Origin of the sequence: Sorangium sp. So ce176 (genome assembly GCF_051519835.1) — a bacterium.
In the GTDB taxonomy this organism is placed as follows: Bacteria; Myxococcota_A; Polyangia; order Polyangiales; family Polyangiaceae; genus Sorangium; species Sorangium cellulosum_G.
The window spans coordinates 11,397,560-11,413,918 of record NZ_CP150371.1; the positions used below are offsets into that span (position 1 = coordinate 11,397,560).

Annotated in this window: 10 protein-coding genes; 2 read left to right on the forward strand and 8 right to left on the reverse strand. The window is 73.8% G+C overall.

Annotation, left to right across the window (positions count from 1 at the left end):
• Nucleotides 1-317: 317 nt before the first annotated feature.
• Complete coding sequence (ggt, locus tag WMF42_RS43050) at nt 318-2,144, reverse strand: gamma-glutamyltransferase (RefSeq protein WP_437689027.1); 1,827 nt, start codon at nt 2,142-2,144, stop codon at nt 318-320.
• A gap of 327 nt (nt 2,145-2,471) precedes the next feature.
• On the opposite strand from ggt, the gene WMF42_RS43055 reads away from it, so the two are divergent.
• Nucleotides 2,472-5,000 (forward strand): protein kinase domain-containing protein, encoded by a 2,529-nt coding sequence (locus WMF42_RS43055; protein ID WP_437689029.1) that lies wholly within the window; start codon nt 2,472-2,474, stop codon nt 4,998-5,000.
• Nucleotides 5,001-5,062: 62 nt separating this feature from the next.
• Here the strand turns inward: WMF42_RS43055 and WMF42_RS43060 are convergent, their stop codons facing one another.
• From WMF42_RS43060 to WMF42_RS43085, 6 genes are all read right to left on the reverse strand, one after another.
• Nucleotides 5,063-6,184, reverse strand: coding sequence for a hypothetical protein (locus WMF42_RS43060; RefSeq protein WP_437689031.1), 1,122 nt, complete (start codon nt 6,182-6,184; stop codon nt 5,063-5,065).
• Between the two features lie 184 nt (nt 6,185-6,368).
• On the reverse strand, nt 6,369-7,151 hold the full coding sequence (locus WMF42_RS43065; RefSeq protein ID WP_061609481.1) for a helix-hairpin-helix domain-containing protein: 783 nt from the start codon (nt 7,149-7,151) through the stop codon (nt 6,369-6,371).
• Between the two features lie 190 nt (nt 7,152-7,341).
• Nucleotides 7,342-7,860 (reverse strand): hypothetical protein, encoded by a 519-nt coding sequence (locus tag WMF42_RS43070; protein ID WP_061609480.1) that lies wholly within the window; start codon nt 7,858-7,860, stop codon nt 7,342-7,344.
• A gap of 300 nt (nt 7,861-8,160) precedes the next feature.
• Nucleotides 8,161-8,760, reverse strand: a complete 600-nt coding sequence (locus WMF42_RS43075; protein ID WP_437689033.1) for an RNA polymerase sigma factor — start codon at nt 8,758-8,760, stop codon at nt 8,161-8,163.
• A 329-nt stretch (nt 8,761-9,089) separates the two neighbouring features.
• A complete protein-coding gene (locus WMF42_RS43080) occupies nt 9,090-9,956 on the reverse strand; it encodes a hypothetical protein (RefSeq protein ID WP_437694439.1) in 867 nt (288 codons plus the stop codon).
• Nucleotides 9,957-10,217: 261 nt separating this feature from the next.
• On the reverse strand, nt 10,218-10,985 hold the full coding sequence (locus WMF42_RS43085; RefSeq protein ID WP_437689035.1) for a VOC family protein: 768 nt from the start codon (nt 10,983-10,985) through the stop codon (nt 10,218-10,220).
• A 530-nt stretch (nt 10,986-11,515) separates the two neighbouring features.
• Here WMF42_RS43085 and WMF42_RS43090 point away from each other — a divergent pair.
• Nucleotides 11,516-11,809: a DUF6968 family protein gene (locus WMF42_RS43090; protein WP_437689037.1), complete on the forward strand. Its 294-nt coding sequence runs from the start codon at nt 11,516-11,518 to the stop codon at nt 11,807-11,809.
• A gap of 426 nt (nt 11,810-12,235) precedes the next feature.
• Here WMF42_RS43090 and WMF42_RS43095 read toward each other — a convergent pair whose 3' ends face one another.
• The gene (locus WMF42_RS43095) at nt 12,236-16,318 is read right to left on the reverse strand and encodes a serine/threonine-protein kinase (protein ID WP_437689038.1); all 4,083 of its coding nucleotides are present in this window, start codon (nt 16,316-16,318) and stop codon (nt 12,236-12,238) included.
• Between the last annotated feature and the right edge of the window lie 41 nt (nt 16,319-16,359).

Below are 16,359 nucleotides of genomic sequence, written 5' to 3' on the forward strand. Positions count from 1 at the left end.
CACAAAAGTAAGCAATCGAAACGAGCGCCGCATGTCAAGGTCGAACCCCGCGGCGCCGCCCGGCGCGCGGCTCGCGCGATCTCAGGCGCACCGGAGGCTGGGGACTTCCTTAAGGAATATCCTGATAGCGGCGGCGCGCTCGTGCCCCAACGTGTCACCGAAAGCACGGGAATCGGCGTGGTGAGATGAGCCGGCGCGCCGCGCCGCCGATTCACGCCTGCCGCGGCGCCGCCGACGGCAGCTTGCGTCGAGGGGCGCGCCCGCCGGGCCCCGGCGGCTCGCCCTGGCAGTGCGGTCTCGCTGCGGGAGGGCGCCGGCTACTTCCCGGCCGCCGCCTCGGAGCCCGGCCGCCGCGGCTCCCGCGCGCCCGCGAACCCGGCGCCCTCGCGGCCGATCGCCGGCGCGTCGGCGATGTGCCCGCGCTCGTCGAGCGTGTGGCCCATCGCGCCGAGCGCCTGCTGGAGCTCGGCGGGGAAGCCGCCCTTCTCGATGAACAGCTTGTCGGGGTAGTCCTGGTGGTGGAAGCGCGGCGCGTTGACCGCCGTGGTCACGTCGAAGCCGAAGTCGACAGCGTTCGAGAGGATCTGGAACACAGCGGTGAGGATCGTCGGGCCGCCCGCGGCGCCGAGCACGAGCTCCACGCGCCCGTCCTTCCCTGTCACGATCGTCGGCGACATCGACGAGAGCATGCGCTTGCCGGGCGCGATGGAGTTGGCCTCGCCCTGCACCAGGCCGAACTGGTTCGCGGTGCCGGGCACGGCGGCGAAGTCGTCCATCTCGTTGTTCAGCACGAAGCCCGCGCCGGTGACCGTCACCCCGGCGCCGTACCAGCCGTTCAGCGTCGTCGTGAGCGCGACGGCGTTGCCCTGCGCGTCGACCACGGAGAAGTGCGTCGTGTGCGGCCCGCGGCCGCCCGAGTCCTTGGCCGCCGCGCCGCGGGCGAGCTCCTCGGTCGGCGTCGCGCGGTCCGGCGAGATCGTGGCGCGCTGCTTCTCCGCCCACGCGACCGAGAGCAGCTCCTCCACCGGGTTCTTCACGAAATCGGGGTCCCCGAGGATCTCGTTGCGCGCGAGGAACACGCGCCGCATCGCCTCGGCGACCACGTGCACGTGCGACGCCGAGTGCCAGCCGAGCTTCGCGACGTCGAGCCCCTCGAGCTGGTGCGCGATCATCGCGAGGGCGAGCCCGCCCGAGGACGGGAGCGGCATCGAGGCGACGCGGCGCCCGCGGTACTCGAAGACGACCGGCTCGCGCCACTTCGCCTTGTAGCCCTTGAGGTCCGCGGCCGTGATGAGGCCCTTGCCCCGCCGCATCTCCGCGACGAGCAGCTCCGCCGTCTTGCCCTCGTAGAAGCCCGCGGGCCCCTTCTCGGCGATGCGCTCGAGCGTCGCGGCGAGCTCGGGCGACCTCCACGTGACGCCGATCTCGATCGGCTTGCCGCCCGGCAGGAACAGCGCGGTCGACGCCGGGAAGCGCGCGAGCTTGGCCGACGCCGCCTTGACCGTGGTCGCGAAGTTCTCGTCGACCGGGAAGCCCTCCTTCGCGAGCCGGATCGACGGCGCGATGAGCTCGGCCCACGTCTTCTTCCTGGAGCCGAGCTTGTCGTAGGCCTCCCAGAGCCCTGCCACGCTGCCGGGCACGCCGACGGCGAGGTGGCCGACGCGCGAGCTCTCCGTGGGCTTGCCGTCCTTGCCCCGGTACATGTCGTGGGTCGCCTTGGCCGGCGCGGTCTCGCGGAAGTCGAGCGCGTGCTCCTTGTCGCCGACCCGCGCGACCATGAAGCCGCCGCCGCCGAGGTTGCCGGCGGTCGGGTGCACGACGGCGAGCGCGAACGCGGTCGCGACCGCCGCGTCGACCGCGTTGCCGCCCGAGGCGAGGACGTCCGCGCCCACCTTCGTGGCGAGGGCGGCGTCGCTCGACACCATCGAGGGGCCGCGCACAGGCGGCGCGCCCTCCGGGTACGGCCACCCCGCCGGGAACCGCGACGCCGGCGCGGCCGGCGCGGCCGGCGCGGGCGCGGACGCCGGGGCGGCGACGCTCGGCGGCGGGGGCGGGGGCGGCGCGGGCGGCGCGGGCGGGACGGCGGCCTCGCAGCCGGCGAGGAGGACGACGGCGAGCAGTCGATGCCAGGCGCGGAGCTTCATCGCCGCGGCTTATAACCCAGGCCGAGCGCGGCTCGAAGGCCGCAGGCGCAGCCGCGCGAGCGCGACCGGCCGTCCGGGGGCCGACGCGCGCCAGGGATCCGGGCCGGGTCCCGCGGCGCGCCCTGCTCCGTAATCCGTCACCGCTGTTCGGGTTTCTGCTGATCAGCCGTACCGCGCTCTGGCGAACGGGAGCGCGACGCGCCGTACAGGGCGCGTGGAGCATGGCGTCTTACCGAGGAGCCCGGGGACGCCTCTCGGCGCCGCGAAATGATCCGTGTTGGTCGTTGGCTTGGGGGCTTCGCCGCGCTTGGGTATGATCGGCCCCGGATGTTTCCGACGGAGCCCGCTCCCGAGACGATTGGGGCCTACAAGATCCTCCGGCGCCTGGCCGGCTCTGGGCCCACCAGCGTCTATCTCGGGCGGCTGGACGGCCCGCTCGGGTTTCGCCGCGTCTGCGTGCTGAAGCTCGTCCCGAATACAGCCGAGGGCGACCCGCGCTTCGCCGACGAGCTCGCGCGGGAGGCGTCGATCTGCGCGACGCTGAACCACCCGGCGATCGTGCGGATGTTCGACTTCTTCGAGCACTCCGGCCGGCTCGTGCTCGTGCTCGAGCACGTCGAGGGCGTAAGCCTCAATCGGCTGCTCCAGCACCTCTCGACGCGGCAGCAGAAGCTCGCGGACGCGGCGGTCTATTACCTCGTCCACTGCGTCGCCGGCGCGCTCGCGCACGCGCACGGGGCGACCGACGAGCACGGGAGCCCCACGCCGATCATCCACCGCAACCTGCACCCGGACAACATCGTGATCGGGTGGGACGGGCAGGTGCGCCTGACGGGCTTCGGCATCGGCAAGATCCTCGGGCGCACGCCGGACACGATCGCGGGCGTGGTCAAGGGGGCGCCGGGCTACATGGCGCCCGAGCAGTCGCGCGCCGAGCGCGTCACGGTCAAGGCCGACATCTATGGCGTGGGGCTGCTGCTCTGGTCGCTGCTCTCGGGGCGGCGGCCGTCGGGGGACGGGACGCGCCCGCCCCCGATCGCGTCGATCCGCCCCGAGATCCCGCGCCCGATCGTGGCGCTGCTCGACACGGCCCTGGCGCAGTCGCCGGACGACAGGAAGATCACCACCCAGGAGATCGAGCAGGCGCTCGCGAAGGTCGCGCGCCCCGAGAAGGGCAAGGCCGAGCTCGTGACCCGCGTGCAGTCCGCGCACGCGACGATCGAGATCGAGGACGCGGATCCCGAGGAGGACCGGCGGCCGACGATCCCGGTCAAGGGCAAGGGGGGGCAGACGGCGAGGCCCGCGGCCGACGCGGCGAAGCGGATCGCGAAGGATCTGTTCGCCAGGGATCAGGCGGGCAGGGACGCCGGCGCGGCGAGGCTGCGGCCCGGGGTCGGCGGCGCGCAGGCGAAGACGGCGCCTCCCACGGCGGCGGCGGCCGAGGCGCTGGCGGGGTCTGCGCGGCAGGGCGGCAAGGCGTCGGTCGGCGCGCCGGCGCCCGAGCCGATCACGATCCCGGTGCCGGCGGACCAGGGGCCGCCGCAGTCGAAGGGGGCCGACGGGCGGAAGCCCGCGCTGCCGGATCGCGAGACGTTCGGCCGGCTGTACGAGGCGTCGCGGCGCGCGGCGGAGCGCGACGCGGCGGCGGCCGAGGAGGTGCTGGCGGGGGGCGGGCTGGCGACGCTGCCCGAGGCCGAGCCGACGTTCGACGACGATGGCGCGACGAGCCCGGGCATGAGCGTTCCGTCGACCCGCTTCGGCCCGTCGACGTCGGTGATCCCGGAGGCGATCCGCTTCGGCCCGCCGCCGGCGCTCCCGGCGGATCTCGCGCCGCCGTACTTCGGTCCGCCGCCCCTGAAGCCGCCGTCCAACTCGCCGGTGACGCCGTCCGGCGTGACAGTGCCGATGGCGGCGACGGGCCTGACGCCGGCTGGCGTGACAGTGCCCGTCGGCGGCGGCGCGTCGGGGCTGACGCCGCCCGGGGGCGTGCCGTACCCGAGCACGGCGGTCCTGGGCGGCCCAGCGGCGGACTCGTCGCCGCCGACGGGCTCGCCGCTGCGGCGCCAGCGAGCGCCGGCGCTGCCGTGGCAGGCGCCGCGCTCGCTGTCGACGGCCGGGACGATCGCTGTGTCGGCGATCACGGCGACGGTGGTGGCGGCGCTCTGGATCTACGTCGCGCGGCGCGAGCGGCCTCCGCCGGTGGTCGTGACGCCGGTGGAGCAGGCCGTGGTGGCGCAGGCGCCGGTGGCCGAGCCGCTCGCGACGGCGGCGCCGGCGCCGAGCCTGTCGACGCCCGCGAAGCGGACGCCGGGGGGGAAGGCGCAGGCGGCGAAGGAGGCCGCGGCGGCGAAGGAGGCGGCGGCGAAGGAGGCCGCGGCGGCGAAGGAGGCGGCGGCGAAGGAGGCCGCGGCGGCGAAGGAGGCCGCGGCGAAGGAGACCGCTGCGAAGGAGGCCGCTGCGAAAGAGGCGGCGGCGAAGGAGACCGCTGCGAAGGAGGCCGCTGCGAAAGAGGCCGCTGCCAAGGAGGCGGCTGCGAAGGAGGCCGCTGCGAAGGAAGCGGCGAGCGCGGCACGCGAAGGGGTCAACCCGGCCACGGTGCCGAAGGGGCACGGTGTGCTCAAGGTGGGGTTCCCCGAGCCGGGTAGCGTGTACGTGACCGGCAAGTACGCAGGGGCGGTGAACGAGCCGCTGGTCGTGCGCTGCGGCCGCTTCTTCGTGCGCGTCGGCCGGCCCGGGAAGACGAAATTCCCCGAGTGGGCCAGCGCGGGTGTGACAGCGCAGGTGCCCTGCCAGGCGGCGACGACGATCGATATCAAGCCGACGGCCGCACCGAAGGCGCGGTCGAAGAAGCGGTAGCTTCACCTGTCGAGCGGTAGCCTCACCGCCCGCGTCCTGGTTTTACCTGCCGAGCGGTAGCTTCACCGGCCGAGCCTGTCCTCTGCGGCGTCGAGGCGGCCCGCGCTGTCGGCCGCTTTTTGCTGTGCCTCCGCGGCCTTGCGCTCGGCCTCGTCCGCGCGCTTCCTCGCCGCCCGGGCGACCTCCTCGGCCTTCTCTGCGGCGCGGCCCATCCTGGCGGCTTCCCTGGTCAGGCGATCCGCCTCCCTGGCGGCGCGTCCGGCCTCACGGCTCGCTCGATCCCGCTCCTGCTCCGCCGCGGCGAGCTGTGCCTTCTGCTCGCGCTGCTCCGCCGCGAGCCGCTCCTTTCGCGCGCGCCGCTCTGCCGCGAGCTGCGCCTTCTTCTCTCGCTCTCCGGCCTCGATCCGCGCCTTCTTCTCTCGCTCTTCGGCCGCGCGCCGGGCCTCTTGCGCGTGCTCCTTTACGGAGCGCTGGTCCTTGCTGTCGCGCTCCTCGGTCGCTCTCCGCTGCTTCTCCGGCGCCTTCCTGGCCTCACGCCGCTTTGGCGGCGGCTCCGCCTTCCTGGTCTTGCGCCCGCGGTCTGCCTTTTCCTCGTCATCGGCCCCGGCGGGCCTCTCGGACGGCCGCCCGCGCAGCAGCCCGAGCATATCCGACAGATCCCCCGGCTCGATCTCCCCGGATACCCGCCCTCGCGCGAGCAGCTCCAGATCCGATGCGCTCGCGGTGGGGGTCGCAAGCAGCGAGTCCCGCAGGCGATCCATCGGATTGCCCTTCTCGCTGTAACCCCCCTCCGCGAAGAGCGCAGGCGCCGCGCGCAGGAGCTCATTGACGATCGCGCGGTGGCCCTGGCTCGCCTCCCTCAGCTCCTGCGCGCCGCCCGGCGCGAGCGCCCCCTGCTGGGCCTCGCGCAGCCGCTCGCCCGCGTCGAGCAGGGCCTCCATGCGCTGCGGGTAGCGGCGCGCGAGCTGGTTCAAGGTCCAGGCCGCCGCCGTCGGCCGCCGCAGCGCCTTCACGCGCGCCGCAGCGGCCTTGTCCCCGGCCTGCCGCAGGCGCTTCGCCAGGTCGTCGCGGGCTCGCGTGAAGTCGCCGAGCGGCTTCTTGTAGAGGTCGTCGACCTCGTCCTCGTCGACGACGGCAGCGGCAGGAGGACCACCGCCGCGCGTTCCCTTGGTTCGAGAGGCCATTCCCGCGCGAGCTCAGCCGAGCTCGCGCGAGCTTACTCCGCCCGCGTGGGGCGTCACAAGCCGCGGCTCGGCGATAGCGCGTCGGGCGGCGCTCCGGCGCGCCGGCGGCTCGACGATCCCGGGCGACGCGCCGCCTCCGGACGCGCGCGGCGCCGCGGCGGCCCGGCGCGCCGCGGCGCCGCGCTCAGGCGGCCTCGGCGAGCGCCGCCGGCACCTCCGGCAGCTCCCAGCCGCGGGTCCGGATCTCCTCGGCGATCCAGCGGATGTGGCGCCGCTCGTCCTGCCAGTTCGCCTCCACCATGCGCCGGACGTCGTCCGGCAGATCGCTCGCCAGCGCCGAGGCATACGCGTCGTTCGTGAGCTCCTCGTTGCCGCGCATGGCGACGAGCGCTGTCCGTTCCTCCCGGGCCGACAGCTCGGTGTAACGTCGGATGCACTGGCCCCGCTCATCGGCTCGATCCGGCAGCGAGGCGCCGAGCGCGTCCGAGAGCTCGCGCGCGTGCCGCGCGTGGTCTCCCCGGAACGCCTCGAGCTGTCTCTTGATCTCCGGCGTCTTGCAGGCGGCGATCGCCACGCGGTACGCCTCGGCGGCCGCCATGTCGAGCAGGATCAACCCCACGATCTGCTCCAGGGCTGTCATGTCGCCGATCTCGCCCCCTCCCCCGGAGCGCGTCGTCTTCGCGGAGCGGGGCGCCGTCTCCGCCCCTTCTGCCGTGGCGTCGCCGGCGCCCTCCGCCGGCGACCCGGCCGCGACGCCCAGCGAGCTGCCTTCCTGGAGCTTGCCGAGCAGCACGCTGTCGATCCCCGGGACGCTGAGCACGTCTTCCCAGCTCCGGAAGGCGCCGCGCTCGCTCCGGTGCTCGATGAGGCGCCGGGCCCGCTCGCCGTCGATGCCCTCGATGGCCTGGAGCTCTTCCGGGGTTGCGTTGTTCAGGTCGATGCGCGGGTCGCGCGGTGCCTTCGCCATGGTGGCGCCTCCTCCAGCGGTATCTAGCGCCGGAGGGGCCAGTCGGAAGGTGGCGTATCCGCGATTCCAGCGCTGCGACTGGCCGGCCGGCGCGGCCGGGCGGGCATGACATGGGAGCTTGGCTTGATCGGGGAGGGGCTGGGTCAGCGCTGCGGCAGGGCGTCACACACCAGCGCTGCGGCGGCGGCGATCACGCGCCGGGCGGCGGCTGGGGCGCGGGGGCCGGCGGCTGCGGCGGCTCTTCCGCGCCGCGCGCGCGGCGCGTCGCGAACATCTTCGCGAGCGGGGCGGTCACGGTGCGGAGCGCGGGGTTCACCTCGGATGCGGCCTTGGCGACCCCGTAGGCGACGAGCGACGGGCTCCACGCCTCGGCGGACCAGGCGAGGCGGCTGTCGGCGAGCCGTTGCCACAGCTCCTCGACGCGCTCGAAGAACGGCCTGATCACGTCGAGGTTGTTCAGGTCCTCCAGGACCGCGTCCGACGCGAAGCCGGCCGCTGTCGCCACGGCCGGATGCTCGGCCATCGCGCGGCACAGCGAGCGCGTCGCCTGCTCGAAGCCCTCTCTCGCCCGCGGCATGGCGGCGCGCTCGGCTTCGTTCAGCACGACGAGATAGGGGGCGAGGAGAGCGAAGGCCTCCTCCACCTTCTTGCGGGCCTTGGCGGTGGCGAGCTCGAGCTCTGCCGTGTCGATGCGGGTCGGAGTCGGCATGGGGATAAACCTCCTGATGCGATGGATGTGGATGCGTGAAAAAGGAACAAGTCGGGCGGATCGCCGCCGGACCGGCTCCCAGGAGCGCATTGCCGGAGCGTCCGTCAAGGGAGCCCATCGTGCGATCGATGTGGATCATCGAAAAATCGATGTGGATCATCGAAAGATCGATGTCGGACAGCAAAAAACCGGCGTGGAGCATCGAGGGGCCGATGCGCGCCATCGGCGGCGCGAGGTGGTCACTCGAAAGAGCGGGGTGCCACACCGCGCGACGTCGATGGCGCGCCCGGCGAGCCGTCGCTACCCGGTCGCGTCGTTGCGCGCGATCTGCAGGAACGCAGCGATCGCGCAGGCGTGGCGCTTGTAGGTCGTCGAGAGCGGGGTCCCGAGTCCGCTGGCGATCTCCGCCATGGGGGTCTCGTCGACGTGCCGTGCGAGGAGCAGCGAGCGATGCTCGGGGGCCATCGCCTCCATGCACGAGCGTACGAGCCGGCGTTGCTGCTCGCTCCCGAGCAGCTCCTCCGCGCCGGGGCGTTCGTCCGCGATCGCGAGCTCGGACGCATCGAGGAGCACCTCGCGCCGCTGATGGCGCGCATCGGCCCCTCGATGCTCCACGTCGGGTCCGGGGTCGGCGACCTCCACGGCCCGCCCGTCGTCCGAGAGCAGCCGTCGGCAAATCCGGGCGAGCTGCCGGTGTCGCAGCGCGACCCGCGACGCGATGGCCGAGAGCCACGCATCCAGCGAGCCGCCGGGCCGGTAGTCCGGGAGGCGCCGGTGGACGACCAGAAACACCTCGTGGGCCACATCCTCGAGATCGCGCGACGCGACCCCCACCCGCCAGAGCAGCCGGAGGACATAGGCGTGCGACGAGCGGTAGACCTCATCGAACGACGGCCGCACGGGCTCGGCCTCCAGCGCTGGAGGGGCGCCGGGGACCCCCGGATGGGCGCTGGGGGGCGCTGGAAGCGCGCTGGGGGGCGCTGGAACGGCGCCGGGAGCCGAGGCGGGCGGGGGCTTCGAGCGGGATCGCGGGTCCCTCATCAGGTGAAATTCCGGCGACGGTCCCCGCTTCGTGGCGAAATCGTACGTCGGCTGGGAGAAAAAGGACGCGGCGGCTGGGACCTCGCGCCGCGGCGCGGTTCTGCTCTGGCACGGCATCGCCCGAGCCGGCGTGTGCCGGGGGCGGAGTCCGGCTCGCGGCTGTGGGGGCGGGAGGCTTCAGGACGTCGTCAGGAGCTGGCCGCGTCGAGGAGAGCGCTGGCCTCGGTGACGACCGCGGCGCGGCGCACCCATCGGTCGAGCTCGGCCATGTCGGTGCTGGCGAGGACGCGCTCGCGGACCTCCGGCGGGATCGTCAGGCCGCGCGCTTCGAGCACCTTCAGCACCGCGTTCGCTTCCCCTTCTCGCCGCCCCTCCTGTCGGCCCTTGGCCACGTAGCTGCGCGCGAAATCGCTCTGAAACTCGTATCCGCTCTTCATTTTCTCCTCCAGACTCCGCCTCGCTGCCTCGTTCAGAGAGGATAGCACCACGTCGAGGTACAGGTCCTGCCGCTCCTGATCGAGGCCGGCAGCGGCCATCAGGGCGGCCGTCGCGATCGCAAGGCCGGCCGTGCCCTGCCCGTGCGCCATCACCGAGAGCACCGCGATCTCGGGCCGCGCTCGGGCATCGGCCGGCTCGGTCACGACCGGGATGGCGCTGGGGCCGAGCACGTACGGCCTGAGCACCCAGTCGGGAGGGCCCAGGTCGATCGGCTCGGCGCTCCAGGCGGCGATCGCCTCGTCGGTTGTCGCGACCAGCAAGCACGCCCGGCACCGGTAGCGCGCGCGCACGGCCACGAGGTAGGACGGCCAGGCGTACTCCTTGTCAGGATCGCGACCGAGCTGCGCCTCGACCACGATCCCGAGCACGGGCCGGCCGTCGAGCAGGAGCACCACCAGATCCGCGCGGTGCTCGACGGGGACGATCTCGGTCAGATCGGCCGGCTCGATGCGGACCTCGGTGAACCGGGGCACCGGCGCTCCCAGGGTGTCGCGGAGCACCTCGGCCGCCAGCGCCGGCCGGTCGCGGAAGAGGTGCAGCAGAGCTTCATGGATCATCGACGGCATGGAGGGGTCCTCTCGGCCGGGCCAGCAGGGCGTGCGTTTCACGAGGGCGTGTCTGCCCACCGGGGGCGGCGCCGGGAAGAAGCGGCTGGCTCCTACTGAGATTTACGGACACGAGGGTTGGCTGATTTGTGTTTGTGCGCTGCCGTGCGGACATGAGGCGTGCACGTGCAGCAACGCGAGTGGGGAGTCGGCCAGCATGTGCAAGGGGCGGATTGCGTCGCGTGCCCGTGCGGGCAGGGGGGCAGAACGCGATCAGGAGGTGGCCATGTCGAGGAGAGCGCTGACCTCGGCGATGACCGCGGCGCGGCGCAGCCATCGGTCGAGCTCGGCCATGTCGGAGCTGGCGAGGACGCGCTCGCGGACCTCCGGCGGGATTGCCAGGCCGCGCGCTTCGAGCACCGTCAGCACGGCGCACGCGGCCTCTTCCAGCCGCCCCTTGGCCACGTAGCTGCGCGCGAAATCGCTCTGAAACTCGTATCCGCTCTTCATTTTCTCCTCCAGACTCCGCCTCGCTGCCTCGTTCAGAGAGGATAGCACCACATCGAAGTACAGGGCCTGTCGCTCCTGATCGAGCCGGGTAGCGGCCATCAGGGCAGGCCGGCCGCGCTCTGTCCGGGGAAGGCTCGGAGAGGGAATCGTGAATTCTTCATCAAAGTAATTCCGGCGGCGTCCTGCATCTCGTGTCGAAATCGTCCGAGCAACGAGGAGTGGAAGCGTGGAAATTCGATGCCAGTGTCCGCAATGCCTCGTCGTGGAGAGCGTCGGTGCGTGGCGCGCAGAGCCGGCAGGAAGCCGGTAGAAGGGGCCAGAGCGGCTTCCCTGCGCGCTGCGGGTGTGCTCTTCTCGCGCCCCGAGCAGCGGCCATGGCGCGTGTCCTCGCCGCCGGCCGTGCGTGGTGCTCGGAGCCGGGAGAGCCTTCGATGTGAGCTTGCTCCAGAGCTCGTCGACCTCCTCTTGCATCTCACAGGTGACGGCGATCGAGATGGCCTCGTTGAACTTGAAGTGCGGGCCGCCGTTCACGGTGGCGAGGCGGGATGAGGGCGGCGGGGCACCGCGACCACGAGCACGCTGTCCATGTACTCGGTCAGCTCGTGCAGCCGTCCCGTGTCCGGGGCACGTGCACCACGAACGCAAAGGATGCTCGAGGGGGACGATGTGCGTCTCGCACGATCAAGCTCCTCCACGAGCAGAAGGTGCGCGAAGCCACTCGGCCCGAACATGGCAAGGTCCCGAGACGGGAGGTGTGTGATGGCCCGTTGGACGATCGCGGTTGCTGCGATGTTGAGTCTCGTCTCTATGCCAACCTTTGCTCAATCTGCAGCTCGCGGTAGATGCGAGGATGCATGCGATGCCGGAACCGAGAGAGTTGAGGTGTTCTGTCGCGCCATTGCAGATAGAGCGATCCGCGAGAGGTGCTGGGTCGCGTCGATCTCGTGCAATGCTGCATGCAAGCACGTGTGCGGCGGCCGTTCCGGCGAGGAGCCAAAACCTCGCGCGTTCGGCGGGCTCCGCGCGCTTGACGCTATGCTGAAGAACGTTACCATGCGGTCATGGAAAACATCTGGGCTGAACGAAGGTTGACTTTTGTTCCGCATGGGTCGGGCGAGCGCTCCTTCCTGTTTGTCCGGATCGGCCGCCCCTATACCGAACCTGGGAAGGCATGGCGGGTGAACCTGGAAATCCAGCAGGGGGCGGAGGAGGCCTTGAGAACGTACGCTGGTGGTGACGATTCGATGCAGGCGCTCCAGACGGCGTTGGTCGCGATTCCAGGCCTGCTCTTGAAGTGGCGGGAGCGGGGGACGCTTGTCTGGGAGGGGTCTATTGGAACTGGATTCGGGGATTAAGGTCGCGGCCCCGGGGCCAGTGCACGGACTCGCTGTTCGGTCCGGACTGGAAGAGCATCGTCACAGGAACGCAGCGCCAAGCGCGCGGGTTCATTCAACGATTCCTGCCCTCGTGGCCTCAAGGCCGTCTCCGTTTGATGCGCTGAGCGCTCTTGTCCCATTTCAGGAACACCGCTTCCAGGTCGTTGCTGTCGGGATCGTACAGGAGCGCGGCGTGGTACGTCGGGCCGTGATCCGCGCGCACGCCAGGCTCGCTGTTGTCACGGCCGCCGGCCGCAAGGCCCTCTCGGTAGAACCGATCTTCGCTTCCCGCTTCTGCTTCCCGCGTGCCCGGGCTCCTGCGCCATCGCTCTGGAGAGCGCCTCATCCGCGCCCACCGCCCTGCCCGCCGCGCCGGCGCGGCCCCCCTTCACCTCATCACGCCCCTCACGCCCCCCACGCCCCCCGCAGCGCCGCCGTCCGCGCGTGCTCCGGCACCCGCTCCACGAAGCTCGCCCGCCACGCCGGATCGGCGATCTTCCCCGCCCGCTCCTCGATCCGCGCCCCCGCCTCCGCGAGCGCCGCCCGCGCCGCCTCCCGGTCGCCTGTCGCCCAGAGCGCCTCGGCGTGGACGACGCGCACCAGCGCCTCGCCCTCCTCGAGCTGCCCGATCTCCCTCAGCATCTCCGCCGCCCGGCGCGCCTCGGCGAGCGCCTCGCCCCGCCGCCCGGCCGCGAGCAGCGCGTCGGCGAGCGTCGCGAGCGCGTGCGGCAGCAGCGGCCTCGCGACCTCCAGCATCGCCACCGCGCGGCGCGCCTCGGCCTCGGCCCCCGCGACGTCGCCGGCCGACAGCAGGATGCCCGCCAGGTACGCGCGCGACGCCCCCTCCATCCGCGGCTCCTGCATCGCCGCGAACGACAGCACCGCCTCGGCCTCCACCGCGCGCGCCTCCGTGAGCTCGCCGAGGCGTCCGAGCGCCACCCCGAGGTTCTGCCGCGCCGAGGCCGCGATGTTGCGCAGCCCCATCCGCTCGGCGTCCGACAGCGATGCGCGCAAGAGCGCCGCCGCCTCGCCGTACGCGCCGAGCTCGTTGCACGCGAACCCCGCGTTCGCGCGCTGGCCGCACGCGCCCCGCAGATCCCCGGACCGGTCGAAGCACGCGATCGCCTCCTCCAGCCGCGCCCGGTGCCGGTTGAGATCGCCCTCCACGAACAGCGCCGCCGCCGCCAGGCTCCACGCGATCGTGCCGGCGATCTGCGGATCCCCGGCGAACCGGTCCGCCACCGGCGCGACGCGCGCCATCAGCGACCCGGCGTCGGCGTACCTGCCCGTCAGGAACAGCAGCGCCGCCGCCCACGCCACCGCGGCGACCTGCGCCGGGTCGGGCGTCTCGTCGGACCACCGCGCGATCAGCGCCGCCAGGAGCGACGGCACCCGCTCGGTCCGGCCCCGCTTCAGCGCGGCCGTCGTCGCCACCTTCAGCGCCGCGTACCACCCGGGGCTGCCCTCGCGCAGCAGCGCCAGCGCCTCCGTCGCCCAGAGCTCCGCGTCGTCGAGCTCGCCGCGGAAGCGGTGCGCCTCCGCCCGCGCGAGCGACACCGCCCCGAGCAGCGCGCCGTCCGCGCCGCACCGGATCGCGCGGTCCGCCGAGCGGACCACCCCGCCGAGATCGTTGCCCGCGAGCGCCTGCTCCGCCGCCCTCGCGTAGCAGCCCGCCGCCCGGCCGAGCTCCCCGCCCCGCTCGAAGTGCTCGGCCAGCACCGCGGCGTCGTGCTCGCCCGCGGCGTCCAGCCAGCCGCCCGCGAGCCGGTGGCCCAGCGCGCGGTCCTCGTCGGTGAGCATGTCGTAGGCCGCCTCGCGCACGAGCGCGTGGCGGAAGCCGTACTCGACCTCGCCCCGCAGGCTCGACTCGGGGCGGCGCGCGATCCACTCGCGCGCCGCGAGGCCCGAGAGCTGCGCGTCGAGCGCCGGGGCGCGCGCCTCGCCGCCGAGCAGCGCCTGGACCGCGCCCCGCCAGAACACCTGGCCGAGCACCGACCCCGCGCGCAGCACCCGCCGCTCCTCGGGCGCGAGCCCCTCGAGCCGCGACTGCACCATCGCGAGCACCGTGTCGGGCAGGCGATCGCCGCGCCCCTCGGCCACCGCGCGCACGAGCTCCTCCAGGAAGAACGCGTTGCCCGCGGCGCGCGCCACGACGCGCGCGACCGTGGCGTCGTCCGCCGCCGCGCCGAGCACCTCGCGCACGAGCCGCTCGCACGGCCGCTGCGGCAGCGCGCCGAAGCGCATCGTCGTGGCCTCGGCGTCGGCCCAGAGCCGCGGGAAGAGATCGTCGACCTCGGGCCGGGCGAAGCCCACCACGAACAGCGGCCTGTCGGCGAGCAGCCGGAGCGCCGCGCCGACGTACTCGAGCGACGGCTGATCGCCCCAGTGCAGGTCCTCGAGCAGCAGCACCACCGGCTGCGCGCGGCACTCGGCGTCGAGGAAATCGACGAACGCGCGGCGGAGCTGGTCGCCCATCAGCACCGGATCGCGCCGCGCGGCGCGGAGCTGCACGCTCTCCTCGTCAGGGAACGGCGTCCCCACCATCGCCCCGAGGAACTCGGCCACCCGGCCGCGATCCGCCTCGGCCACGCGCCGGGCCACGCGGTCCTCGAGCTTCTGCCGGCGCGCCTCGAGCGGCTCGCCGTCCTGCATCCTCGCGCACCGCCGGACGACCTGCCCGAGCAGCCCGAACGGCGCCCCCGCGCGCATCGGCTCGCCGCGGCCGAGCCAGATCTCGACAGGGGCGTCGCGACGATCCACGCGCTCCTCCAGCTCCTTGCGCAGCCGCGACTTCCCGACGCCCGCGCCCGCTGTCACGACGGCGGCGCGGGCGACCGGCTGCTCGACGCACTCGTCGAAGAGGTCCTCGAGCGCGCGCAGCTCGCGATCCCGCCCCACGAACGGCGTCCGCTTGCCGAGCAGGGTGCGCGCCGCCTCGGGCGCCGCCCGCTCGCCCCGGAGCAGCCCCGCCCCGCCGGCGGCGCGAGCGATCTCGAAGCGGCCCTCGAGAAGCCCCGCGGTCAGCGCGTCGACGCGGATCGCCGGGGCCTCCTCGCCCGCCGCGCGGGCCCGCCGCGCGTCCTCGACGAGGAACGCGGCGCGGTCGATCGCCTCGCCCGCGGACGAGCGGCCGCGCAGCCGGCCGCGCCCCGTCGCGAGCGCGATCGGCGCCCGCGGCAGGAGCGACCGCATGGCGAGCGCGCAGCGGGCGGCCTGGCCGGCGTGATCCGTCGCGGTCCCGCCGGTGCTGCCAGCGCTGGAAGGCCGCTGGCCGTCGTGCGCGCCGCCGCCCGCGCTCAGGAACGTCACCACCCACGTCCCGTCGGCGAGGCGATCGAACCCGCCGCCGTGATCCGCGACGAGGGTGCGCAGCGCGAGCTCCGTGCTGTCCGGCGCCGCGACCGTCGGCACCTCAGCGACAAGGGTCCACGTCGACGGGTCCGCCGCGGGCGGGCCGTGCTCGGGGCGCTCCCGGACCGCCGCGGCCGCGCGCAGCCCCGCCGGCGCCCCGGCGCTCGCCGGCGCCCCGGCGCTCGCCGGCGCCCCAGCGCCGTCCTCCCCGTCCTCGCCGCCGGCGAGCAGCACCGACAGGAACCGCTGCTCGCCCGCTGTCAGCGCCGGCGCCGCGCGGCTCTCGGGCGCCCGGAGCGCGCCCTGCTCCGGCGTGAGCGGGCTCATCGCCGCGAGCTCGGCCAGGAGCGCCGCGCCGCTCGCGGGCCGCCTCGCGGGCTCCCGGCTCAGCATGCGCTCGACGAGGGCGTCGATCTCGTCGGGCACCTCGGGCCGCTCGTCGCGCACCCGCGGGGGCGACGCGAGCAGCAGCTTGGCCAGCACCGCCATCAGGTTGTCCCCCGCGTAGGCGGGCTGGCCCGTGAGGCACTCGAACAGCACGCACCCGAGCGCGAACACGTCCGCGCGCGCGTCGACGCCCGCGCTCCCGCGCGCCTGCTCCGGGGCCATGTAGCCGAGCGTGCCCACGGCGGAGTTGGTGCGCGTGACGACCGCCGTGGGGCGCTGCGGCCGGGCGACGCCGAAGTCGATGAGCCTCGCCTGCTCGACGCGCCCGTCGCAGAGGAAGATGTTGCTCGGCTTGATGTCGCGGTGCACGACCCCGAGCGCGTGCACCGCGGCGAGCGCCCCCGCCATGCGCCGGACAAGCGCGAGGCTCTCGGCCACGGAGAGCTCGGCGCGGGCGAGGCGGGCGGCGAGGTCCTCGCCCTCGAGCCACTCCATCACCAGGTACGGCCGCGAGGCCCCGGTGGTGCCGTGCGCGATGTACCGGACCACCGCGGGGTCGGTGAGCTGGTCGAGGATCCGCGCCTCGCGGGCGAAGCGCGAGAGGTCGGCCTCCTGCGCGCCGTGGAGGATCTTCACCGCCACCGGCGCGCCGGTCTCGAGGTCGACGGCGCGGTAGAGGGCGCCCATGCCGCCCGCGCCCGCCTGGCGCTCGAGCTCGAAGCGGTCCGCGATCCGCTGCCCCGGCGTCATCGCCTGCGCGTATCACGGCGCCTCGAGCGCGCGAAGATCCA

Coding starts and splice junctions, on each gene's coding strand:
- ggt (WP_437689027.1), bottom strand. CDS start 2,144: ATGAAGCTCCGCGCCTGGCATCGACTGCTCGCCGTCGTCCTCCTCGCC.
- WMF42_RS43055 (WP_437689029.1), top strand. CDS start 2,472: ATGTTTCCGACGGAGCCCGCTCCCGAGACGATTGGGGCCTACAAGATC.
- WMF42_RS43060 (WP_437689031.1), bottom strand. CDS start 6,184: ATGGCCTCTCGAACCAAGGGAACGCGCGGCGGTGGTCCTCCTGCCGCT.
- WMF42_RS43065 (WP_061609481.1), bottom strand. CDS start 7,151: ATGGCGAAGGCACCGCGCGACCCGCGCATCGACCTGAACAACGCAACC.
- WMF42_RS43070 (WP_061609480.1), bottom strand. CDS start 7,860: ATGCCGACTCCGACCCGCATCGACACGGCAGAGCTCGAGCTCGCCACC.
- WMF42_RS43080 (WP_437694439.1), bottom strand. CDS start 9,956: ATGATCCATGAAGCTCTGCTGCACCTCTTCCGCGACCGGCCGGCGCTG.
- WMF42_RS43090 (WP_437689037.1), top strand. CDS start 11,516: ATGGAAAACATCTGGGCTGAACGAAGGTTGACTTTTGTTCCGCATGGG.
- WMF42_RS43095 (WP_437689038.1), bottom strand. CDS start 16,318: ATGACGCCGGGGCAGCGGATCGCGGACCGCTTCGAGCTCGAGCGCCAG.